A 22,940-nucleotide genomic window follows, 5' to 3' on the forward strand; every position below is an offset into this window, starting at 1 on the left:
CTATAATCCCAGCTCCTTTCTTTCCTCATCGGTCACATACTTAGAAAGCTCCGGTTTTCTGTACAGAATCATCTCCACTGCCCTTCTAAAGAACTCCTTCTGGCCTTCCGAAAACTCTTTGTTCTTCAGAGCCTTCAGGAGGATTCTCAGGGATCTCTCCGTTGGAATGTTGGCAAGCACCATCGCCACCTGTTCGCAAAGTTCCTTTCTGTAGGCATCCTCGAACATCAGGTATTCCAGTTCCGGCAGGAAGACTTCCCCTTCTCCTATTTTAGCGAGCGCTTCGTATATAATGAGAAGTGCTTCTTCCGAGTCGTACTTTTCCATGAGTTCGTAAAGAACGTTCTTCATTCTTTTTTCACCGAGATCTCCGAGTATATCGATTATGTAGAGATTCGTGATGTCGTTCTTCTCGAAACCTCTTTCCCTTCTCTTTTGAATTTCGTTGAAGAGAAACTCCCTTGCCCGATCACCGAGTCTGTAGAAGACTTCAGAGACGATTTCTTTCACTTCCGGGTCTTCGTCCTCCAGAAGCTCAAGCAGTTTCGGAAACGCTTCCTCTCCCTTTTCACTCACGATTCTCTCTATCAGTTCTTCTTTCTTTCTCCTTTTTTCGTCACTCATTCACCACAACTCCTCCCATTATTCTCAGCTTCCTGTCGAAAGCCTCCGAGAACTCCCTGTCGTGCGTGATGAAAACGATCACCTTGTTCAATCTTTCGAGTTCCTTCAAAACGGAAGCGATCTTCTCTTTGTTCTCCGTGTCGAGACTGGAAAACCCTTCATCGATGAAGAACGCGTCCAGCCTGCCGGAGGCTACCTCTGCAAGGGACATGGCAAGAGATATGGAAATGAGAGCTCTTTCTCCACCGGAAAGTCCCCTCGCTGGTCTTTCGATGCCCCAATCTTTTATGATGAAACCACCTTTTTCGTCGTCAAAATCTATGTCGAACCTTCCGTTCGTCAGAATGTCGAGATATGCCTTCGTTCTTTTCAGGACCGCTTCGAGAACTCTCCCTGTGAAGTATCTTGAGAAGTTACTTTTATCGAACAGATATTTCCTCAGAAGATCCAGATTGTTGTATTCATCGCTCAGCTCTTTCAGCTTCTTCTCCAGACTCTTCAACTCTCGCTCTCTTCTGAGTGTTTCTTCGATGAGATGATTGAGCCGTCCTTCTTTTCTCTCAAGATCCGATATTTCCTGTGAGAGAGCTTCCAGTTGATTTCGAACCCTTTCGTAATCTTCACTCACATCTCGAACATTCTCTGATTCGAGCTCCTTTAGGCTTCCCTCAAGAAGCCTGATCTCCGTCTCTACAATTCCCAATTCTTTTTCCGCGTCCTTTACTTCCTCTTTGACGAGGATCCTGAACTCTTCAAAGCCGATTCCTATCTCCCCTAAACGATCGAAGAAATCTCTTTTCAACTGGTCCATCTCTTCGCGCTGTTCTTTCAGAGTTTCCCTTTTGGCTTCGATCTCTCCTTTTATTTCTTTCAGCTGGTTTTCGATCTGCGAAATCTGAACGTCGGCCGCTGTGATCTTCTGGGAAATAGAATGCCTCTCTTCTTCTATTTTTCTAAGCTTTTTTCTTTTTTCATCCAGTTTTTCCTCCAGATCTTCCGAATAACCCAATCTGTGCAGTTCTTCTTCAATTTTTTCAATCTGATTTCGAATGCTCTTCAGATTTTTCTTCCCCTCTTCGGTTTTCATCAGAAGATCTTCTATGAGGCTGGAAAGGCTTTTCTTTCTCTCTTTCAGAACGTTCAAGGTGTTTTCCAGTTCGCTTCTTTTTTGATCGAGCTTCTCAAGTTCATCGACATTGAATTCGACGGCTTCCACTTTTCCATGGAACACTCCACCGCATACAGGGCAGGTGTCACCTTCGTTCAGACTGGAAGCTATCTGATAGGCCAGCCATTTCATGTGGTCTTTCTTCAAAACTGAGAGTTCTTCGAGCAGTTTTTCCAGCTCATCCTTCGTTTCATTCTCTGTCTTTTCAATCGAAAACAGCTCTTTTTTCCTCTTTTCTTTTTCTCCGACGAGTCTTCTGATCTCTTCCTCGAGCCTTATGAGATTTTCTTTCAATCTTATTCTTTGCTCAAGAAGCGGCCGAGAGGCCTTCAAGACCTTTTCAAGAAGATCCAGTTCTTCGTTGATCTTTTCTGCCATCTCCTCCAGCTTGGAAAGTCTTTCCCTGTGAACAGGGATTTCTTTTGAGATCGCTTCCTTTTTCTTTTCGAGTTCTTTGTATCTCTCTTCCCTGCTGTTCAAATCCTGTGAGAGCCTCTCAAATTCCCTCTGTCTGAGGTAGAGTTCTCGAAAGAGCGGTTCCAGTTCCTTCGCTTTTTTCACCTTCTGCTCGTGGACCACTTCTTTTTGCAATTCGTTCTTTCTCAGAGAGAGCGCCTTGAGCCTCTCTTTCTTTTTCACGAGTTCCCGATATTTTTCAAGGAGCCTCTTGAGCTGCTCTTCTTCCTTCTGGAGTTCTTCTCTTTTTTTGAGAAGTTCTTTCTTTTTCTCCGAGACGGTTTTCAGCTCGCTCTTCAGAACTTCCAGATCGTTCTCTTCCAGATACTTCCAGCTGGCGGCGTAGAGAGCTTGCAGGGAGGATATCTCGTTCTCCAACTTTTTCATCTTCTCTTTGAGGAGTTTTTCCAGCTTTTCGAGTGTTTCTTTGCTTTGGAAAACATCGGAGATGATCTCGGTGATCTCCGATGGAGGAGAAGTCAAAAGCTTGTCTATTTCTCCCTGTGGGAGGAAAACCGTTCTTATGAAGGTTCTGTGTTCTATTCCCAGAATTTTTTCCACTTCCTGCTTAACGCTGGCAGGTTTTGCTGCTATGGCCGCTTTCTTTCCGTTTTCCAGTATCTCGGAGAGCTTCGCGTTGTGTTTTCTCTGCAGGGCATTTATCTCTCTTATGATTTCGTATCTTTTCCCTCCACGTTCGAATTGAAACACGAGACGGGCAGTTCCATCGGTGGCGTTCTTGTTCACGTAATCGTACGAGTTGGGATACCTTATCCCGTTCCCGAAAAGTGCAAAAGAAATGGCTTCGAAGAGGGACGACTTTCCGGCACCGTTCGGACCCTCTACAACCGTTATTCCGCTCTGGAACTCTATATCGACATTTTTCAGTCCAAGAAAGTTTCTAACGGTGAGTCTTTCAGGCCTCACTCTTTTTCACCTCATCGAGAAGCTCATCCAGGATTTTCAACAGCTTTTCGTGGTTTTCTTCTCTCTTCTTCAAATACTCCTTGAAGAGTTCGAAGTAATCAATTTTGTCCAGCTCTTCTTTGAACTCTTCCATGCTTTCTCGAAGCACCTCTTCTATCTCTCTTTTTGACTTTCTTTCTATCTTCACCAGATTATCTATCTCTCCCATCAGGTCGGGAAGAATACCGGAGTCTTCTTCATAAACCACCCTCACGTAACCAGGAAAATTCCTGCAGAAATCCCTTATGCTTCTCAGAGCAGAGGTGTCTATCTTTTTGTAGTAGAGAGTTTTCAACGGAAGAGGGGCGACGTCTATTCTTTCATACCTGGGCGGTTCTCCTCTTTTCAGCTCAACAAAGACCGCTCCTTTTTCGTCCGCTTCTTCTCCGAAATCTATCTTTATGAGAGAGCCAGGGTATATGGTGAGAGGTTGCTTCTGAATCTCTCGGAAACTATGAATGTGCCCGAGCGCAGCGTAATCAACCACCGACGGAATCAACGCTCTGTTTATAATGATCTCTCTTCCTTGCTCGATTCCAGCATAACCCGAGAGCCCTTCAACAGTGAAGTGACCCATGAAGATAGCGAAATCTTCCTTCTTCAGCGCTTCTTCGTAAAGTTTGTTGAGTCTGGATTCGAGGAAGAACCGGAAGTCTCCCTCGTTTTTTCTCAAAGCTTCCGACTCGTCAGGATACGGGAAGGGGAGAATTCTCACCTTCTGGCCCCGTTTGGCTTCTACATCCACAGGTTCGAAGGACATGACAAAGGTTATGTCACTCGAGATCGATGTTATGAAATTTCCAAAGAGTTTCAAGCCCTTCCAGTCGTGGTTTCCAGGAAGTACTACCACAGGCGCTGTTCTCATCATCCTCTTCAGATAATCCAGAAGATCGTGCAGAGCGACAACCGAAGGATTGTTCCTCGAATGAAGAAGATCACCCGTTAGAAGAATCAGATCGACCCCTCTCTTTTCGGCTTCTTCGACTACTTTATCGAGCGCTTTCTTCAGCTCTTCACGTCGATCTACTGGTCGCGAGCTGGTCCACGAGGTGACACCGAGGTGCCAGTCGGACGTGTGGAGTATTCTGAGCTCCTTCAAATCAATCACCCGCCAGCTTTTTCCTGCATTCTTCCAGATAAAAACTGGCTATTTTCTTTATCTCCTCGTTGTCAGAGAGATTAAAAGCTTTCTCAAAGAAAACAAGGGCTTCTCCATAGTTGGCAGTCTCGAACAGATCCTTTCCTTCAGCGATGAGAGACCTGGCCTTCTTTTCTTTCAAAAGTTCCATTCCTTCTATTTTCAATCCCTCTTTCTTCACGTAGTTTTCAAAACTCTCGTAATCGGAGAAAATGTAAAGCTCGTATGCTTTCAACGTTTTTTCCATACGGGTGAGCTTCACGGCAAGATTTCTGTAGGAAAAATACGTGAGCATAAAAAGAACCGCGAAGACTGTCAGAATGATCACGTAGAATATGTCTCTCTTCACCTCACAATGGCCTCCTTGAGAACTTCCTGTATTTCACTACAGTAAACGATCTCCATCCCGTTCAGATATTCCTTCGGTATCTTTTCCACGTCTGGTCTGTTTCTCGAAGGAAGGATTACTTTTTTTATGCCGGCTCTCTTTGCCGCGAGCAATTTCTCTCTTATCCCTCCCACCGGGAGTATTTTACCCCTCAACGTGATCTCACCCGTCATGGCTACATCCCTTCTGACTTTTTTACCGGTGACGGCAGAGTACAGGGCCACCGTGATCGTTATGCCGGCGGAGGGGCCATCCTTTGGAACGGCTCCTTCTGGAACGTGGATGTGGATGTCGTTCTTCTCGAAGACCTCTCTGCATTCTTCTCCACACATCTTCCTGACCACACTGAGGGCTATTCTGGCAGATTCTTTCATCACGTCACCCATGTTTCCTGTTAAAATGAGATTGCCTTTTCCGGGGACCAGCAGACTCTCCACGATGAGAACACTTCCACCAACTGGAGTCCAGGCAAGGCCTGTAACTGCTCCCACTGTGTCTTCTTCCAAAATCTCCTCCTCCTTGAAAACAGGAGGTCCGAGAAGCTCTTCGATATCCTTAGTGGTTATTTTGAAAGACTTCTTCTCGCCCTTCACAAGACTTTTTCTTATCACCTTTTCTATGACTCTCTCGAGATTTCTCACACCCGCTTCTTTTGTGTACTCCCTGATGATCTTTTTGATCGCTCCAGGAGTAAACATCACCTTTGACAGGCCATAAGCCTGTGCAATCTTCGGTATTATGTAGTCCCTGGCTATGTGGTACTTCTCTGGATCCGAGTACCCTGGTATCTCTATGATCTCCATTCTGTCCCTCAGCGCGGGAGGAATGGTGTGAAGCACGTTCGCGGTTGTAATGAACAGCACCTGAGAGAGATCGAAGGGTACTTCGAGATAGTGATCGACGAAGTCCTTGTTCTGTTCGGGATCGAGAACTTCGAGCAGAGCAGACGCCGGATCACCCTGAAAACTGATTCCCATCTTGTCCACTTCGTCGAGCAGAATAACGGGATTCTTCGTTCCCAGCCTTCTTATGATCTGTATGATTCTTCCCGGAAGCGCCCCCACATAAGTACGCCTGTGTCCCTTTATTTCTGCCTCGTCTCTGAGGCCTCCAAGGGACATTCTTCCGAACTTTCTTCCCATCGCTTCTGCGATGGTTCTGCCCAGCGACGTTTTCCCCACTCCCGGAGGTCCCACAAGGCAGAGAATGGGAGCTTTGAGATTCTTTGAAAACTTCCTGGCCACGAGATACTCCAGTATTCTCTCCTTGACCTCTTCGAGCCCGTAATGGTTCTTATCCAGGATCTTCCCCGCTTCCTTTATGTCGAGTCTATCCTCGCTGGCAGCGCTCCATGGAAGGTTCAGAAGCCAGTCAAGATAGGTCCTGACAACCGTCGCCTCGGCACTGTAGGGCGACATCTTCTCGAGCCTTTGAATCTCTTTGTAAGCCTTTTCCTTCACGTAGTCTGGGTAATCACCTTTTTCTACCTTCTCGTAGAGCTCCTTGATCTCTAACTCCTCTTCCGCTCCGAGTTCTTCTTTTATAGCCCTGAGCTTTTCGCGGAGCACGTATTCTCTCTGGGTCTTCTCTATTCTGTCCTTCACCTTTTTCTCAATTTCTTCTTCTATCTCGAGAATCTCGATTTCTTTCACCAGTATTGAGAGTATCTTCTCGAGACGTTCAAGAGGATGAATCGTCTCGAGGAGTTCCTGCTTCGTCTCCAGAGGAACGGGAAGAATCGAAGCAACGAAGTCTGCGAGCTTGTCCGGATCCTGCATTTCTTTAAGGGTAACGAGCGTCTCCTGAGGAAACCTGTGGGTCAGGTTGAAATATCTGACTGCCTTGTCTTTGACGCTTCTCATAAGTGCTTCGAGTTTCTTCGTTTTTCTGTATTTCACCTTCAGTATTTTTATCTTCGTGAGGAAGAAAGGATCAGTCGAGACGAATTCCTCGATTTGAGCTCTCTCCAGCCCTTCCACGAGCACCTTGAACGTGTCATCTGGAAGCTTCATTATCTGAAGCACCTTCACAACCGTTCCCACTTTGTAGAGGTCTTCCGGTTCTGGTGTCTCAACGGATGGATCTTTCTGATTGACCACCAGAAGAAGTCTGTTGTACTTTTCCATGGCTTCTTCGAGTGCTATAAGAGAGCCGGTCCTTCCCACGTAGAAAGGAACAACGGTGTTTGGAAAAACTCCCATCCCGTTTCTCAAAGGAATACACGGCAAGCTGTCAGGTATCTCCAGTTCTTTTTCCTGCTGACTGGCGTATTTCTCAAGTATTTTGAAGCTCTTTTCGGTATCTTTCGATTTTTTCGGCAAGGAAGTTCACCTCCTCGGGTATAAGGATCTCCACGTTTCTGTGACTCTCGTCCGCTATCTCTATCTTCACCTTTATCGAGTCCTCAGGCCAGAATCCATCGAACAGATCTCCCCATTCTACCACCATGATTCCGTCTTCGTCCTCCAGTATGTCTTCAACATCGAGACTGAGAAAGTCTGAGTCCTGAAGTCTGTAAAGATCAAGGTGGTATATTGTTTTCAAACCTGGATAAACGTTCATGAGGGTGAAAGTTGGACTCTTCACCATTTTTTCATCGAGACCTATCGCTCTGATCATACCCTTCACAAACGTTGTTTTTCCAGCTCCGAGATTTCCGGAGAGTATCACCACCTCTCCGCCCTTGAGATTCTCAGTGAGAATTTTTGCGAGTCTTTTCAACTGCTCTTCGGTTAAATTTTCAAACCGCAAATGTCTCATTTTCTGTTCCCCCACAGTGTTGTACAATACATATTGAATCCCTCCGGAAGGAGACACAGCGAATGGTTTACGTGGGAACGAGCGGTTTTTCCTTTGAAGATTGGAAAGGAGTGGTGTACCCCGAACATCTGAAACCTTCCCAGTTTCTGAAGTACTACTGGGCGGTGCTCGGATTCAGAATAGTGGAACTCAATTTCACTTATTACACCCAACCATCGTGGCGCTCCTTTGTTCAGATGTTGAGAAAGACCCCTCCCGATTTCTATTTTACCGTAAAGACACCAGCAAGCGTCACGCACGTTCTCTGGAAAGAGGGAAAAGATCCAAAAGAGGACATGGAAAATTTCACACGTCAAATAGAGCCTCTAATAGAAGAACAAAGACTAAAGATGACTTTAGCACAGTTTCCATTCTCTTTCAAACTCTCCAGAAAAAACGTGGAATATCTTGAAAAATTGAGAGAAAGCTACCCGTACGAAATCGCTGTGGAGTTCAGACACTACTCCTGGGACAGAGAAGAAACATATGAATTCTTGAGAAATCATGGTATAACCTTTGTGGTGGTGGACGAACCAAAGCTTCCCGGATTGTTCCCCTATCGTCCCATCACGACAACTGATTACGCCTACTTCAGATTTCATGGAAGGAACGAAAGATGGTTCGAAGCCGAAGGGGAAGAAAGGTACGATTACCTCTACAGTGAGGAAGAACTGAAAACTCTCTTTGAAGATGTTGTAGAACTTTCACGAAGAGTGAAGGAAACTTATGTCTTCTTCAACAACTGTTACAAAGGTCAGGCGGCGATGAACGCTTTGCAGTTTAAAAAGATGATGGAGGAGAGAGTGTGAACGCTCTGGATGAGATTCTCAGTGTTCTCGAAGCAACCCAGGAAGATCTCTTTGATCTTGTCGGAAAACACATACACCAGCTCAGAAAGAAGTATTCAGACGATGAAATAAACGAAGCGCTCCAGATGATACTGTTTGCCATGGAGATTTCTCAGAAACCCATAATTCACCGTGTTTTTGAAGATTATCCGAGAGAAAAAAGGATTTTCGTGGAGGAAGATCTGACCAGAGAGGAAATAGAACTCTTCCTGAAAGGGGAAATGAACGAGCTCGATCTTGAAAAGAGAAACTGGTTTTAAGAGGTGAAAGTATGAGAGCCCTCGTTCTCGCAGCGGGAAAGGGTACAAGGATGAAATCAAAGATACCAAAAGTGTTACACCCACTTTCTGGAAAGCCCATGATAGAGTGGGTGGTTGAAACAGCCGGGAAAGTAGCGCAGAAAGTTGGCGTTGTCCTCGGTTTTGAAGCGGAATTGGTCAGAAAAACTCTTCCGGAGTGGGTAGACGTCTTCGTTCAGGAAGAACAGCTGGGCACCGCACACGCTGTGATGTGTGCAAAAGATTTCATCGAACCCGGAGATGACGTTTTGATTCTCTACGGAGACGTTCCTCTCATAAGCGAAAACACCTTGAAAAGAATGATCGAAGAACACAGAAAAGGTGCGGATGTGACCATCTTGGTGGCTGACCTCGAAGACCCATCCGGGTACGGTAGAGTCATACAAGACGGGGACAAATACAGAATAATAGAGGACGCGGATCTGCCAGAAGAATTGAAGAGTGTAACAACGATCAACACCGGATTTTACGTGTTCTCCGGTGATTTTCTTTTAAGAGTACTACCGGAGATAAAAAATGAAAACGCAAAGGGAGAGTACTATCTCACGGACGCGGTCAATTTCGCCGAAAAAGTGAGGGTTGTGAAAACTGATGATCTGCTTGAAATAACAGGAGTGAACACCAGAAAGACTCTTGTCTGGCTCGAGGAACAGCTCAGAATGAGAAAAATAGAAGAGCTTTTGGAAAACGGTGTTACCATCTTAGATCCAGCCACCACTTACATTCACTACTCCGTCGAAATCGGTATGGACACTGTCATTCATCCTATGACTTTCATAGAAGGCAGAACCCGCGTGGGAGAAAACTGTGAAATAGGCCCCATGACGAGAATAGTCGACTGTGAAATAGGAAACAACGTGAAAATCACAAGATCTGAATGCTTCAAAAGTGTGATAGAAGACGATGTTTCCGTTGGTCCGTTTGCGAGGTTGAGAGAAGGAACGATTTTGAAGAAATCTTCAAAAATTGGAAACTTCGTTGAAATCAAAAAAAGTACAATTGGAGAGGGAACCAAAGCTCAACACCTCAGTTACATAGGGGACGCGTTCGTTGGAAAAAATGTGAACATAGGTGCAGGGACAATCACCTGTAATTACGATGGTAAGAAAAAGAATCCCACCTTCATTGAAGATGGAGCATTCATAGGAAGCAACTCATCTTTGGTGGCACCCGTTCGTATTGGAGAAGGAGCTCTGATAGGAGCGGGATCGGTGATAACAGAAGACGTTCCACCGTATTCCCTTGGTCTGGGTAGAGCAAGGCAGGTTGTGAAAGAAGGTTGGGTATTGAAAAAGCGAAAGGAGGAATGATATGTCTTTCTCAAACGAAATGAAAGTTTTTTCTGGAAACGCCAACAGACCTCTGGCCGAGAAGATTGCAAATTACCTGAATCTTCAACTCGGTGACTGTGAGGTTGGAAGATTCGCCGATGGAGAGATAAACGTCCGTATAAACGAAACGGTGAGGGGACACGACATCTTTCTCATTCAGCCCACCTCACCTCCGGTGAACGAAAACCTCATGGAACTTCTCATAATGATCGATGCGCTCAAACGAGCATCAGCCAACACCATCGCTGTCGTGATCCCTTACTACGGATACGCAAGACAGGACAGGAAGGCAAAGGGAAGAGATCCCATCAGTGCCAAGTTGGTTGCAAACCTCATCACTGTGGCTGGGGCGACCCGCGTTCTGACGGTGGATCTCCACGCGGAACAGATACAGGGGTTCTTTGACATTCCCGTTGACAATCTCTGGAGCTATCCCGTCTTCGCAGAGGAACTTCTCAAAAGAGAAAACATCGTTCCTGAAGAAACTGTGGTTGTTTCACCTGACGTGGGTGGTGTGAGAAGGGCAAGGAGAATGGCTGAAAGATTGAAAACCTCTCTTGCGATTCTCGATAAACGAAGGCCGAGTGATAACGTTGCGGAAGTGGTCAACATAATAGGAGAGGTTAAGGATAAAGTGGTTATCATGTTCGATGATATAATAGATACTGCTCACTCTATAGTGAAGGGTGCAGAGGCTCTGAAAAATGCAGGCGCAAAGAAAATCATAGCCTGTGCAACACACGGCGTCTTCTCCAATAGAGCCTTGGAGAGGATAGAAAATTCCTCGATAGACACCGTGTATATAACCGACACGATATATCATGAAGATCTTCCAGAAAAGGTTAAGGTGATCTCGGTAGCGAATCTCATAGGAGAAGCCATCATGCGAATAAGGAAACATCTGTCTGTGAGCACACTCTTCAGATGACAATGCGAAGACCTACGGGAGGGAGAAAAGATGGTAAGTCTGGAAGCAAGAGTGAGAGAAGTGAAGGGAAAAAGAGAAGCGAGGCGTCTTAGAAGGAATGGAGAAGTACCAGCGGTAGTGTATGGACCAGCAACTGAACCTATACCCGTGAAAATCAAGAGATCGGTCCTCGAGAAGGTATTCCACACCATTTCCGAAGCAACCCCCATTCAATTGATAATCAAAGACGATCAGGGAAACACGGTGTCGGAAAAGACCGTGTTTCTCAAGATGATTCAGAGGGACAAGGTCTCTGAAACGGTCGTTCATCTCGACTTCTATGAACCGACAAAAGGCCATAGAATGAGGATCAATGTGCCTCTCAAAGTTGTTGGAAAACCAGTTGGTGTTGAAAAGGGTGGCTTCCTCGAGGTGTTCCACGAAGAGATACCTGTTGAAACCGATCCCGACAACGTTCCGCAGGAAATAGAAGTGGATGTTTCCTCCCTCGATCTTGGAGACGTGATTTACGCAAGAGATCTGAAACTTCCAGAAGGTGTTAAGTGCCTTCTCGGAGATGAAGAAGTGGTTGTTTCTGTTCTCGTTCCGAAAGAAGTGGTGATTGAAGAAACTACAGAAGCGGAAGAAACCGCAGAACCTGAAGTTATAAGGAGAAAGGAAGAAGAAGAGGAATAACGCATGGTTGTCGTTGGTCTGGGGAATCCAGGCCCACGTTATGCCTTCACCCGGCATAACGTGGGTTTTCTGTTTCTGGACTTTTTGAAAAGCAAAGACTGGAAAACTGAAAAATATTTCGCGTGGAGCAGAATCAAGCTGGCCGGAAACGACGTGGCGTTGGTGAAACCATTGACCTATATGAACCTCAGCGGTTTGGCGATGCCCCACGTTTTGAAATTCTTCAACGCCAGCCCGGATGATATAATAGTGGTGTACGATGACGTGAGTTTGAAACTTGGAAGGATCCGCATCAGGAAGAAAGGTTCCGACGGTGGACACAACGGTATGAAATCCATCATACAGGCGCTCGGAACACAGGAGATAAAGCGTATAAGGGTAGGAATAGGTGATAAACCAGAAGGAATGGATCTTGTAGATTTCGTGCTGGGAGAATTCTCAGACGAGGAGTGGATTATACTAAACAAAGTGTTTGAAGTGATGAAAGAAGCCCTTGAGGTGATTCTCATCGAAGGAACAGAAAAAGCAATGTCTATCTACAACTCCTTAGAGGTGAGAGTATGAAATGTTTGAAGTGTGGACAGGAAACTTCAAAGTCATATAAAGTGGATTTCGACGGTGTAGAAAAGGAGATCGCATACTGTCAGAAATGCTTGATGGATGTTCTGAAAGAGAGTATTCCTTTCAAGAACATCCCATCTCCCTCAGAGGACTCAAGGAGAAGAAACAGACATCTTTCCTACGAGGGAGAGATGACGATTTTCGTGGAGGCTCCCCTGAAAATCCTGGAGGAAATGTTCGGAAAAATCTGGTCAGATCAAGAGAAAGAAAACTTTGAAAATGAAAGAAAAATCACTTTCCTCGAAAGAAAATTAAATGAGGCGATAAAGAACGAAGATTACAGAAAGGCCAATCGTTTGAAACAACTCATACTTCAAATCAAAAACAAAACAGTAAAATGAAAGCCCCCGAAGGGGCTTTTCATCGTTTCAAATAATCATACAGAGATTTCACTCCTCTTATTCCATCTGGTTTCTTTATCGTGATACTCTTTTCCGGTTCCAGGAACAGAAAATCGTCTTCAGGTACTTCATCGGAGAGAATCTTGACACCAAAAGCGGGGCTTTTCGCTGTCAATTCTATAAAATCTCCCATGTCCTCAAGCGAAATCTCCGGATCTGGAAGTTCCAGATCGCGCCACTTTCTGAAAACCCTGTAGTTTCTGTATTTAACCCCATCAATTTCCGCCTCGACGAAGAAGAAAAGATCATCGGGCAATTCAATTCTATCAACCGAACACACACCGTCTGCTGGAAGTACAGTTCTGTAAGTCTTCTCGAATACTTTTTCTCCCGTCCTCTCATAGGCCGCAAGCCTGAGAGAGACCTCCTTCGTCTCCCTCAGATCGTTCACCACCAAAAGTTCTATTTTGCTTTCTCTCTTCTTCAAAACGGGTAGAACTTCCGCAAAGAATCTCCGCGCGTAATAATAGAGAGCTTTGGGCCTCTTGAAGTAATCGACTGCGGACCAGCTGAAAACCGGCCAGCTGTCGTTGAGCTGCCAGAAGAGAGTACCAGCCGTCTTGTACTTCCTGCTTCGCCAGTGTTCAACACCGAACTTGATCGCCTCCGCCTGGTTGAGCTGGGACAGATACACAAAACTGTCGAAATCTTTACACTTCCCAAAATTCCCGAATATGAACCTGATCAACCTTTCCTGACCTTCCACCTGTTTGTTGTGCTTCAGCATGACAGGATGGAATATCTCTCTTTCCTCAGGTTTTGAGAAAAACTCTATCGTCTCTGGATGGGGAGCACCTTGAAATCCAAACTCGCTGATGAACCTTCCGGTGTCTTTTTCGTAGTTCTCGTAGTTCAGCCATCCACTCCACACATACCAGACGTGTCTGTCTCCTTCTTTTTCGCTGTTCGCCTTTTCGCCGCCGTAAGGGCTGGACGGCCAGTAGGGAGTGGATGGGTCTTCTTCAGTACAGATCTTTGGAAAATCGAAAAGATAAAGCCTGTTTCCGAGATTTATACCATCCACTTTTCTGGACATATTTCCCCATTCATCGAATCCCCAGTTGTTTTCGTTGTTTCCGCACCAGAGAACAATGGAAGGATGGTATCTGAGTTTTTTCACAATTTTTCTTGCTTCTTCGTTTGCGAGTTTTCTGAACCACGGAAGATGATCCGGATATTCAAGACACGCGTACATGAAATCCTGCCATACCATGATACCGAGTTCATCACAGAGCCTGTAGAAGATCTCTCTCTCGTAAATACCTCCTCCCCAGACTCTGAGCATGTTCATGTTGGCACTCCTCGCCATTTTGACGAGCTTTTCGTAATCTTCGTCTGTTAACCACGTGAGGATGTTGTCCGAGGGAATCCAGTTGGCACCCTTCGCGAAGACTCTCTCACCGTTGATTTCGAATATGAAAGTCTTTCCTTCTTCATCGGGCTCCTGAATGATTCTGACTCTTCTCAAACCGATTTTCTTTTCTTCCCTGTAGATCTCTCCGTTTGAGTCTTTCAACACGAAGACGAAATCGTACAGGTACGGTTCCCCCACGTTCCACGGATACCAGAGCCTCACATCTTCCAGGTGGAACACTCCATCGAAGAGTCTTTCTCCGTTCTTTTCGAAAACGGGAAATTCCCCTGTCTTCTCACCGTTCACAAAGACTTCTACACTGAGATTCCCTTCCCCGTATACGAAACCGTTCACCCTCACAAGGGCATCTTTACCCTCAAGTTTCAGCAGATAAGCCGTTGAATCCTGAAGACGTGCTCTGTACACTTCGAGGTAAACGGGTTTCCATATACCACTTGTGACGATTCTGGCGCCCCAGTCCCATCCGTACGAGTACTGGGCTTTTCTTATGTAGCCTCTAATGGGATCTTCTGGTCCGCCGAGAACTCCGTAGTTCTGCTCGAGAGCTTTTGGAACTCTGATGGGAGATTTTATGTACACCTCCAGGTGATTCTTTTCTCTCAATATGTTCGTGACATCGAAGCGATACTCAATGAACATGTTTTCAGTGTTTCCAAGGTAAACACCGTTCAGATAGACATCTGACAACGTATCAACACCCTCAAAAACAAGATCGACACGTTCCCCTTCTTTTAAATCTTCTTTGAACTCGAACTCCCTTTCGTAGATCCACTCTCTGTCTTCTATTTCTTTGAAGAGATCTTCGTTCATCCCAACGTACGGGTGTGGAAGGAGACCTTCTCTGACCAGGTCTGCCTGAACAACTCCTGGCACAGTTCCATCAAGTGAAAATCTCCCTTCATTATCCCTGACGTTCCAAAAACCGTTCAGGTCGATTCTCTTCACGTTATCACCTCCTCATGAATGTATATCACACCCTTTATGAAAAAACGAAATGGTAAAATTCAAAAGAGAGGTTAATTTTTCCGGAGGTGATCGAGGAGTGTACAGACCCGACCTGATCAGAAACATATGTATAATAGCGCATATCGACCATGGAAAGACTACTCTGGTGGACAGGATTCTTGAAATCACAAACACGGTGGACAAAAGAAAAATGAGAGAGCAGTACCTGGATATGATGGATATAGAAAGAGAAAGAGGAATCACCATAAAAGCCCAGCCGGTGAAGGTCATGTACACGGCAGAAGATGGAAACACCTACGAGATAAACATCATAGATACACCGGGACATGTGGATTTTTCTTACGAAGTGGGAAGAAGCATGGCGGCCTGTGAAGGTGCCATCTTGCTTGTCGATGCGACACAGGGAGTGGAAGCTCAGACAGTTGCCCACACCTATCTTGCCATAGAGCATGATCTGGAGATAATTCCGGTGATCAACAAGATAGATCTTCCGAATGCAAACATTGAAGAAACCGCTCTCGAAATAAAGGACCTTCTCGGCGCGAGTGAAGATGAGATCCTGCTCGTCAGTGCCAAGGAAGGAACGGGTGTGAAAGAACTCCTCGAAGCCATCGTCAAAAGGGTTCCTCCTCCGAAGGGAGATATCAACGGTAAACTCAAGGCGCTCATATTCGACGCAAAATACGACAACTACAAAGGCGTGATCGTGCATGTTCGTCTCTTCGATGGACAGGTAAAACCCGGTGATAAAATAATGACCTTCTCCAACAGGAAGGTTTACGAAGTCCAGGAAGTAGGAGTGTTTTTGCCAGAGATGAAACCAGTGGATTCACTCAGCGCAGGTGAAGTGGGATACATCATCGCAGGAATAAAAGAGGTGTCGGACGCGCGAGTGGGGGACACGATCACATCGGCGAATGATCCAGTTGATGAAGCTCTTCCAGGATACAGAGAGATAAAACCGATGGTTTTCGCCGGGATGTTTCCAGGACTTCCCGAATACTACGAAGAACTCAGAAAGGCACTCGAAAAGTTGAAACTCAACGATTCTGCACTGTATTTCGAGCCCACGATATCTCCGGCTATGGGCTTTGGCTTTCGATGTGGTTTTCTGGGGCCACTTCATATGGAAGTGGTGCGAGAAAGAATAGAGAGAGAATTCGACCTTGCCGTCATTCTCACCGCACCGAACGTCAGATACAAGGTGAAACTCAGAAACGGCGAGGAAATAGAGATCACAGATCCTTCCAAATTTCCCGATGAAGGAGAGATACTGGAAGCGTACGAACCGTACGTTGATCTTTCGATCATCACACCGAGTGAATACATTGGAGCGATAATAAATCTCGTTCAAAATGAGAAGAGAGGAGAACTCAGAATAACCGAGAACGCTGGAAAAAACCGGGTCATTCTAAAATTCGACGCTCCACTTGCCGAGATAATATACGATTTCTTCGATAAGATGAAAGCGGTGAGCAGAGGCTACGCTTCCATGGATTACGAGTTCAAAGAGTACAGAAAAAGCGACCTGGTGAAGGTTACCATACTCGTAAACAAAGAACCCGTCGATGCATTGTCGTTCATAGCACATCGCTCGAAAGCGTACCAGATAGCCCGAAAGATGGTGGATAAACTGAAAGATCTGATTCCACGCCACCAGTTCCAAATTCCTATTCAGGCTAAGGCTGACGGCAGAATAATAGCAAGAGCGGACATAAAAGCGCTCAGAAAAGACGTTCTGGCGAAATGTTACGGTGGAGATGTGACGAGGAAAATGAAACTTCTCGAAAAACAAAAAGAGGGTAAAAAGAAACTCAGGGAAATCGGACAGGTCACCATACCGCAGGAAGCGTTTCTTGCTCTTCTCAAAATAGGAGAGGAGGAAGAAAAGTGAGGCGCTCTTTGCTTCTCGTTGTTGTACTCCTGATGCTTTCTTCCTGTACGTTGATAAAAGTAGTGGTACCGCCGGAGGCCTATTCTCTGGATACAGCCATCTTCGTTCTGGAAACCAGAGATTACAGATTGTCGGATGTGAAGGAGATAGACAGTTATGGAGACGTGGAAATGAAGGGCAAAGTGGCGGTTTTTGAAACGGAGTATGGTCCTGTTTTCCTCTACGTCTACAAAGGCGAAGAAGCGAAGAAGATCTGGAAGAAATTGAACGGCAGAGCCGGGTTTGTTTCCATAAGAAGTGTTCTGGACCTGCCCAACATGGGAAAATTCTCCACAGTATCGGATGGAAAGAAGATCATTGCTTGGTGGAGAAAAAACTGGCTCTTCGTTGTCGAGGGAAAGAACGGTGTAGAAGAATTCGTGAAGCACGTTTACAGAGTCTACGAGGAGATGAAACGGTGATCGTTCTGGGTCACAGAGGATACTCCGCAAAATACCTTGAAAACACTCTCGAAGCACTTATGAAGGCGATAGAAGCGGGAGCAGATGGGGTGGAACTGGACGTGAGACTGTCGAAAGATGGGGAAGTTGTCGTCTCACACGATGAAGATTTGAAAAGACTGTTCGGTCTGGACGTGAAGATAAGAGATGCCACCGTGTCAGAACTGAAAGAATTAACAGATGGGAAAATGACCACCCTTAGGGAAGTGTTCGAAAACATCACGGATGATAAAATCATTAACGTTGAGATAAAAGAAAGAGAAGTGGCAGATGCCGTTCTGGAAATTTCGAAAAGAAGGAAGAATCTGATATTCTCCTCTTTCGATCTGGACCTTCTCGATGAGAAATTCAAGGGGACAAAATACGGCTATCTGATAGATGAAGAAAACTACGGAAGTATCGAAAACTTTGTCGAGAGAGTTGAAAAAGAACTTCCTTATTCACTCCACATTCCATACCAGGCGTTTGAGTTAGAATACGCGGTGGAGGTTTTGAGGAGTTTCAGAAAAAAAGGAATCTTGGTCCTCGTCTGGACGCTGAACGATTCGGAGATCTATCGAAAGATACGCGGAGAAATAGATGGGGTTATCACAGACGAAGTGGAACTCTTCGTGAAGTTGAGGTGAAAAACCGTGGAGTACAAAAAGTTTGTAGAAACAAGAAGAGAGCTGAACGAGAAAGTGATATCCCGTGGAACCCTGAACACAAAAAGATTTTTCAACCTCGACTCCGCTGTTTACAGGCCTGGAAAACTCGATGTGAAAACCAAAGAACTGATGGGGCTCGTAGCATCCACGGTGCTCAGGTGCGATGATTGTATAAGGTACCACCTCGTGAGGTGTGTTCAGGAGGGAGCGAGCGACGAGGAGATATTCGAAGCCCTTGACATCGCTCTTGTGGTTGGTGGCTCCATCGTGATACCACACCTGAGAAGAGCTGTTGGCTTCCTTGAAGAGCTGAGGGAGATGGAGAAAAATGGCGAGGCTATTTCTCTTTGATGGAACCGCTCTGGCTTACAGAGCGTATTATGCGCTCGATAGATCGCTTTCCACCTCCGCCGGCATTCCCACAAACGCCACGTACGGTGTGGCGAGGATGCTGGTGAGATTCATCAAAGACCATATCATCGTCGGGAAAGACTACGCTGCTGTGGCTTTCGACAAAAGAGCTGCTACCTTCAGGCACAAGCTCCTCGAGACTTACAAGGCTCAAAGACCAAAGACTCCGGATCTCCTGATCCAGCAACTTCCGTACATAAAAAGACTTGTTGAAGCGCTTGGAATGAAGGTGCTGGAGATAGAGGGATACGAAGCAGACGATATAATTGCCACTCTGGCTGTGAAGGGGCTTTCGCTTTTCGACGAGATATTCATAGTGACTGGTGACAAAGATATGCTTCAGCTTGTGAACGAAAAGATCAAGGTGTGGCGAATCGTAAAAGGGATCTCCGACCTGGAACTTTACGATGCACAGAAGGTGAAGGAAAAATACGGTGTTGAACCCCATCAGATTCCCGATCTTCTGGCTCTAACCGGAGACGAAATAGACAACATCCCCGGTGTGACCGGGATAGGTGAAAAAACGGCCGTTCAGCTCCTCGAGAAATACAGAGACCTCGAAGACATCCTGAATCATATTCACGAACTTCCTCAAAAGACGAGAAAAACCATGCTTCGGGACAGAGAAAGTGCCATTCTCAGCAAAAAGCTGGCGATTCTGGAAACAAACGTTCCCATCGAAATAAACTGGGAAGAACTTCGCTACCAGGGCCACGACAGAGAGAAACTCCTGTCACTCTTGAAAGAACTGGAATTCGCATCCATCATGAAGGAACTCCAACTGTACGAAGAGTCCGAACCTGTTGGATACAGAATAGTGAAAGATCCGGTGGAATTTGAAAAACTCGTAGAGAAGCTGAAAGAAACCCCTTCGTTTGCCATAGATCTTGAAACGTCTTCCCTCGATCCCTTCGAATGCGACATTGCTGGTATTTCCTTGTCATTCAAACCGAAGGAAGCGTACTACATACCACTCCATCACAGAAACGCCCAGAACCTGGATGAAAAAGAGGTCTTGAAAAAGCTAAAAGAAATCCTGGAGGATCCTGGAGCAAAGATCGTTGGTCAGAATCTGAAATTCGACTACAAGGTTTTGATGGTAAAGGGTATAGAACCTGTCCCTCCTCACTTCGACACGATGATAGCGGCTTACCTTATTGAACCGAACGAAAAAAAATTCAATCTGGACGATCTCGCACTTAAATTTCTCGGTTACAAAATGACTTCCTACCAGGAACTCATGTCTTTCTCCTCACCGCTGTTTGGTTTCAGTTTTGTCGATGTTCCTCTGGAAAAAGCAGCGAACTATTCCTGTGAAGATGCAGACATCACCTACAGGCTCTACAAGACCCTGAGCTTAAAACTCCACGAGGCAGATCTGGAGAACGTGTTCTACAAGATAGAAATGCCTCTTGTAAGCGTGCTTGCACGGATGGAACTGAACGGTGTGTACGTGGACACAGAGTTCCTGAAGAAACTCTCAGAAGAGTACGGAAAAAAACTCGAAGAACTGGCAGAGGAAATATACAGGATAGCTGGAGAACCGTTCAACATAAACTCACCGAAACAGGTTTCAAGGATCCTCTTTGAAAAACTCGGCATAAAACCACGTGGTAAAACGACGAAAACGGGAGACTACTCAACACGCATAGAAGTCCTCGAGGAACTTGCCGGTGAACACGAAATCATTCCTCTGATTCTCGAATACAGAAAGATACAGAAATTGAAATCAACCTACATAGACGCCCTCCCCAAGATGGTCAACCCAAAGACCGGAAGAATTCATGCTTCTTTCAATCAAACGGGGACTGCCACTGGAAGACTCAGCAGCAGCGATCCCAACCTTCAGAACCTCCCGACGAAAAGCGAAGAGGGAAAAGAAATCAGGAAAGCGATAGTTCCTCAGGATCCAAACTGGTGGATCGTCAGCGCCGACTACTCCCAGATAGAACTGAGGATTCTTGCCCATCTCAGTGGTGATGAGAATCTTTTGAGGGCATTCGAAGAGGGCATCGACGTCCACACTCTAACAGCTTCCAGAATATTCAACGTGAAACCCGAAGAGGTAACTGAAGAGATGCGCCGCGCCGGTAAAATGGTGAATTTTTCCATCATATACGGAGTAACACCTTATGGTCTGTCTGTGAGGCTTGGGGTACCTGTGAAAGAAGCAGAAAAGATGATCGTCAACTACTTCGTCCTCTACCCAAAGGTGCGCGATTACATTCAGAGGGTCGTATCGGAAGCGAAAGAAAAAGGCTATGTTAGAACGCTGTTTGGAAGAAAAAGAGACATACCACAGCTCATGGCCCGGGACAGGAACACACAGGCTGAAGGAGAACGAATTGCCATAAACACTCCCATACAGGGTACAGCAGCGGATATAATAAAGCTGGCTATGATAGAAATAGACAGGGAACTGAAAGAAAGAAAAATGAGATCGAAGATGATCATACAGGTCCACGACGAACTGGTTTTTGAAGTGCCCAATGAGGAAAAGGACGCGCTCGTCGAGCTGGTGAAAGACAGAATGACGAATGTGGTAAAGCTTTCAGTGCCGCTCGAAGTGGATGTAACCATCGGCAAAACATGGTCGTGAGGAGGTGTTATCTGTGGATGCAAGAATCGTGAACGCCCTCATTGGATCGGTTTATGAAACCATCAGAGATGTTCTGGGGATAGAGCCGAAAACAGGAAAACCCAGCACCGTATCACACATAGAGATTCCCCACTCGCTGGTAACCGTCATTGGAATAACAGGTGGAATAGAAGGCAGTCTGATCTATTCTTTTTCGTCGGAGACGGCACTGAAAGTTGTTTCCGCTATGATGGGTGGAATGGAATACAATCAACTCGATGAACTCGCTCTGAGCGCGATAGGAGAACTTGGAAACATGACAGCCGGGAAGCTGGCGATGAAACTCGAACACTTGGGAAAACATGTGGATATCACCCCGCCAACTGTGGTGAGTGGAAGAGATCTCAAAATAAAGAGTTTTGGTGTTATTTTGAAACTTCCGATCTCTGTCTTTTCGGAAGAGGATTTCGATCTTCATCTTTCAGTGAAGAGCGGAGGGTGATGCCTATTTCCAGAAATCTTTTCAGGGACTTTGGAAAATACAACATAGTCGTTATGTTCATAACGACTCTGGCTTCGAACATCGTTGTCGGTGCTTTGATCGGGTATTATCTGGACAAATGGACCTTCAAAAATGGGATTTTACTGTTTATTTTCATAATTTTAGGAATTGTTTCAGGTTTCTATAACGGTTTCAAAATTCTTTTGAAAGAAACTGAGAGGTATGATAAAAGTGAAAAGGTTAACGAAAAAGATGGCAGTGACGATAATGATAATGGGAATGGTTGAAGCACTCGTTTTTGGCTTGATAAGTGGCTTCGAAAAGAGCTGGAGCCCACTCCTTGGAAGTGCAGGAGCTGTACTGAATCTCTTTTCTTTGAAAAACGACATAGAAAAGATGGCTTCCAGGGGAACCACAAAGGGATGGGTCTTTGGATACTTGGGAAGATACACCTTCAGCGCGGCGCTTCTTCTTCTGGGTGGTCTTGTGTCTTTTGAAACTCTTCTGGGAGTTTTCTTTGGTTTGATGAATTTGAAGATAGTCTCTTTCATAGCCTGGAGGTGGACGGATTGAAGATCACGTTTTCAAAAAAAGAGAAAATATTTCTCGCTGTCTTCATTTCCCTCTACGTTCTCGTCGCCGTCTTGAACATCCAGCAGCTGAAACGGACACCCATGGAAGAGATCTTCGGTGGTCTCGGTAAAAGGTGGATTGTGGATATAAACGGCTTCAGGATCAATCCCATGACCATCATCGTTGGAACGGCTATAGCGATCTTTCTAATAGTGCTCGCGTACAGACTGAGAAAGTTCGAAATGATTCCAAACAGAAAGCAGGCTTTCATGGAGTCGATCCTCGAGATGTTTTACGAGATCGTTGACGAATCGATCCCAGATAAGCGATTCGTGAAACCCACTTTTGTAGTCGCAACCACACTTTTCCTCTTCATCACCATCTCGAACATAATAGGTGGAGCGGTGCCGGGCGTGAGTGTGGTCGCCGATGAAACTGGAGCTGTTCAGAAAGTAGTACTCTTCAACGACACCTGGCCGGCACCAACAGGAGACCTAAACACCAATCTCACCTACGCCGTCATGGTCCTCATCATCAGCCATGCTTTCGCCATAAAGTCCAAGGGATTCAAAGAGTGGCTGAAGTCCTGGTTCTATCCAAATCCGGTTATGTTCCCTATAAACCTCATCGGCGAACTGGCAAAACCCATCTCCCATTCTCTGAGGTTGTTTGGTAATATAGGAGGTGGAGCAATACTCGTTTACATCCTCTCTTACATGACGAAGTACTTCTTCGCTCCCATCATTTTCTGGGGATTCTTCGGTATCTTCGTTGGTCTGGTACAGGCGTTCGTGTTCAGTATGCTCGCAGTTGCATACATCAGTTCACAACTTTCGTAAGGAGGGGTCAAAG

At 45.7% G+C, this 22,940-nt stretch carries 23 protein-coding genes; 16 read left to right on the forward strand and 7 right to left on the reverse strand.

The window, feature by feature from the left end; translation table 11 throughout:
* Genes TPET_RS05875 through tsaE form a run of 6 tightly spaced genes read right to left on the reverse strand, consistent with a single transcriptional unit; the run spans nt 1 to nt 7,500 of the window.
* Entirely contained in the window at nt 1-624 is a 624-nt protein-coding gene (locus TPET_RS05875; protein ID WP_011943682.1) for a HEAT repeat domain-containing protein, read from the reverse strand.
* Nucleotides 617-3,175 carry an AAA family ATPase gene (locus TPET_RS05880; RefSeq protein ID WP_011943683.1) on the reverse strand — a complete coding sequence of 853 codons (2,559 nt, stop codon included), beginning with the start codon at nt 3,173-3,175 and terminating at the stop codon, nt 617-619. The genes TPET_RS05875 and TPET_RS05880 overlap by 8 nt, the downstream gene beginning before the upstream one ends.
* Nucleotides 3,165-4,322, reverse strand: a complete 1,158-nt coding sequence (locus tag TPET_RS05885) for an exonuclease SbcCD subunit D (protein ID WP_148186786.1) — start codon at nt 4,320-4,322, stop codon at nt 3,165-3,167. The genes TPET_RS05880 and TPET_RS05885 overlap by 11 nt, the downstream gene beginning before the upstream one ends.
* Nucleotides 4,315-4,701, reverse strand: a complete 387-nt coding sequence (locus TPET_RS05890; protein WP_011943685.1) for a TM1634 family protein — start codon at nt 4,699-4,701, stop codon at nt 4,315-4,317. Before TPET_RS05890 ends, TPET_RS05885 begins: the two co-directional genes overlap by 8 nt.
* On the reverse strand, nt 4,698-7,061 hold the full coding sequence (gene lon, locus TPET_RS05895; RefSeq protein WP_012896369.1) for an endopeptidase La: 2,364 nt from the start codon (nt 7,059-7,061) through the stop codon (nt 4,698-4,700). The genes TPET_RS05890 and lon overlap by 4 nt, the downstream gene beginning before the upstream one ends.
* Nucleotides 7,015-7,500, reverse strand: coding sequence for a tRNA (adenosine(37)-N6)-threonylcarbamoyltransferase complex ATPase subunit type 1 TsaE (gene tsaE / locus TPET_RS05900; protein ID WP_011943687.1), 486 nt, complete (start codon nt 7,498-7,500; stop codon nt 7,015-7,017). The genes lon and tsaE overlap by 47 nt, the downstream gene beginning before the upstream one ends.
* Nucleotides 7,501-7,562: 62 nt before the next feature.
* On the opposite strand from tsaE, the gene TPET_RS05905 reads away from it, so the two are divergent.
* Genes TPET_RS05905 through TPET_RS05935 form a run of 7 tightly spaced genes read left to right on the forward strand, consistent with a single transcriptional unit; the run spans nt 7,563 to nt 12,582 of the window.
* A complete protein-coding gene (locus TPET_RS05905; protein ID WP_011943688.1) occupies nt 7,563-8,348 on the forward strand; it encodes a DUF72 domain-containing protein in 786 nt (261 codons plus the stop codon).
* Nucleotides 8,345-8,647 carry a hypothetical protein gene (locus tag TPET_RS05910; RefSeq protein ID WP_011943689.1) on the forward strand — a complete coding sequence of 101 codons (303 nt, stop codon included), beginning with the start codon at nt 8,345-8,347 and terminating at the stop codon, nt 8,645-8,647. Before TPET_RS05905 ends, TPET_RS05910 begins: the two co-directional genes overlap by 4 nt.
* 11 nt (nt 8,648-8,658) lie before the next feature.
* A complete protein-coding gene (glmU, locus tag TPET_RS05915) occupies nt 8,659-9,996 on the forward strand; it encodes a bifunctional UDP-N-acetylglucosamine diphosphorylase/glucosamine-1-phosphate N-acetyltransferase GlmU (protein WP_011943690.1) in 1,338 nt (445 codons plus the stop codon).
* Between the two features lies 1 nt (nt 9,997).
* Nucleotides 9,998-10,945 carry a ribose-phosphate pyrophosphokinase gene (locus TPET_RS05920; protein WP_011943691.1) on the forward strand — a complete coding sequence of 316 codons (948 nt, stop codon included), beginning with the start codon at nt 9,998-10,000 and terminating at the stop codon, nt 10,943-10,945.
* A gap of 30 nt (nt 10,946-10,975) precedes the next feature.
* Nucleotides 10,976-11,620 (forward strand): 50S ribosomal protein L25, encoded by a 645-nt coding sequence (locus TPET_RS05925; RefSeq protein WP_011943692.1) that lies wholly within the window; start codon nt 10,976-10,978, stop codon nt 11,618-11,620.
* Between the two features lie 3 nt (nt 11,621-11,623).
* Complete coding sequence (pth, locus tag TPET_RS05930) at nt 11,624-12,184, forward strand: aminoacyl-tRNA hydrolase (protein ID WP_011943693.1); 561 nt, start codon at nt 11,624-11,626, stop codon at nt 12,182-12,184.
* Complete coding sequence (locus TPET_RS05935; RefSeq protein WP_011943694.1) at nt 12,181-12,582, forward strand: UvrB/UvrC motif-containing protein; 402 nt, start codon at nt 12,181-12,183, stop codon at nt 12,580-12,582. Before pth ends, TPET_RS05935 begins: the two co-directional genes overlap by 4 nt.
* Nucleotides 12,583-12,601: 19 nt before the next feature.
* On the opposite strand, the gene TPET_RS05940 is transcribed toward TPET_RS05935, so the two are convergent.
* Nucleotides 12,602-14,962 carry a glycoside hydrolase family 2 protein gene (locus tag TPET_RS05940; RefSeq protein ID WP_011943695.1) on the reverse strand — a complete coding sequence of 787 codons (2,361 nt, stop codon included), beginning with the start codon at nt 14,960-14,962 and terminating at the stop codon, nt 12,602-12,604.
* Between the two features lie 97 nt (nt 14,963-15,059).
* Between TPET_RS05940 and lepA the strand changes: the two genes are divergently transcribed.
* Genes lepA through atpB form a run of 9 tightly spaced genes read left to right on the forward strand, consistent with a single transcriptional unit; the run spans nt 15,060 to nt 22,927 of the window.
* Nucleotides 15,060-16,877 (forward strand): translation elongation factor 4, encoded by a 1,818-nt coding sequence (gene lepA, locus TPET_RS05945; protein ID WP_011943696.1) that lies wholly within the window; start codon nt 15,060-15,062, stop codon nt 16,875-16,877.
* Nucleotides 16,874-17,338: a DUF3242 domain-containing protein gene (locus TPET_RS05950; protein ID WP_011943697.1), complete on the forward strand. Its 465-nt coding sequence runs from the start codon at nt 16,874-16,876 to the stop codon at nt 17,336-17,338. The genes lepA and TPET_RS05950 overlap by 4 nt, the downstream gene beginning before the upstream one ends.
* A complete protein-coding gene (locus TPET_RS05955) occupies nt 17,335-18,003 on the forward strand; it encodes a glycerophosphodiester phosphodiesterase family protein (protein ID WP_011943698.1) in 669 nt (222 codons plus the stop codon). The genes TPET_RS05950 and TPET_RS05955 overlap by 4 nt, the downstream gene beginning before the upstream one ends.
* A gap of 6 nt (nt 18,004-18,009) precedes the next feature.
* Nucleotides 18,010-18,375 carry a carboxymuconolactone decarboxylase family protein gene (locus TPET_RS05960; RefSeq protein ID WP_011943699.1) on the forward strand — a complete coding sequence of 122 codons (366 nt, stop codon included), beginning with the start codon at nt 18,010-18,012 and terminating at the stop codon, nt 18,373-18,375.
* On the forward strand, nt 18,353-21,034 hold the full coding sequence (gene polA, locus TPET_RS05965) for a DNA polymerase I (RefSeq protein ID WP_011943700.1): 2,682 nt from the start codon (nt 18,353-18,355) through the stop codon (nt 21,032-21,034). Before TPET_RS05960 ends, polA begins: the two co-directional genes overlap by 23 nt.
* A gap of 13 nt (nt 21,035-21,047) precedes the next feature.
* Nucleotides 21,048-21,515 carry a chemotaxis protein CheX gene (locus TPET_RS05970; protein WP_004082082.1) on the forward strand — a complete coding sequence of 156 codons (468 nt, stop codon included), beginning with the start codon at nt 21,048-21,050 and terminating at the stop codon, nt 21,513-21,515.
* A complete protein-coding gene (locus TPET_RS05975; RefSeq protein WP_004082080.1) occupies nt 21,515-21,802 on the forward strand; it encodes an AtpZ/AtpI family protein in 288 nt (95 codons plus the stop codon). Before TPET_RS05970 ends, TPET_RS05975 begins: the two co-directional genes overlap by 1 nt.
* Entirely contained in the window at nt 21,738-22,088 is a 351-nt protein-coding gene (locus TPET_RS05980) for an ATP synthase subunit I (protein ID WP_010865371.1), read from the forward strand. The genes TPET_RS05975 and TPET_RS05980 overlap by 65 nt, the downstream gene beginning before the upstream one ends.
* A complete protein-coding gene (atpB, locus tag TPET_RS05985; RefSeq protein WP_004082076.1) occupies nt 22,085-22,927 on the forward strand; it encodes a F0F1 ATP synthase subunit A in 843 nt (280 codons plus the stop codon). The genes TPET_RS05980 and atpB overlap by 4 nt, the downstream gene beginning before the upstream one ends.
* Nucleotides 22,928-22,940: the final 13 nt, after the last annotated feature.

The organism is Thermotoga petrophila RKU-1, assembly GCF_000016785.1.
GTDB lineage: Bacteria > Thermotogota > Thermotogae > Thermotogales > Thermotogaceae > Thermotoga > Thermotoga petrophila.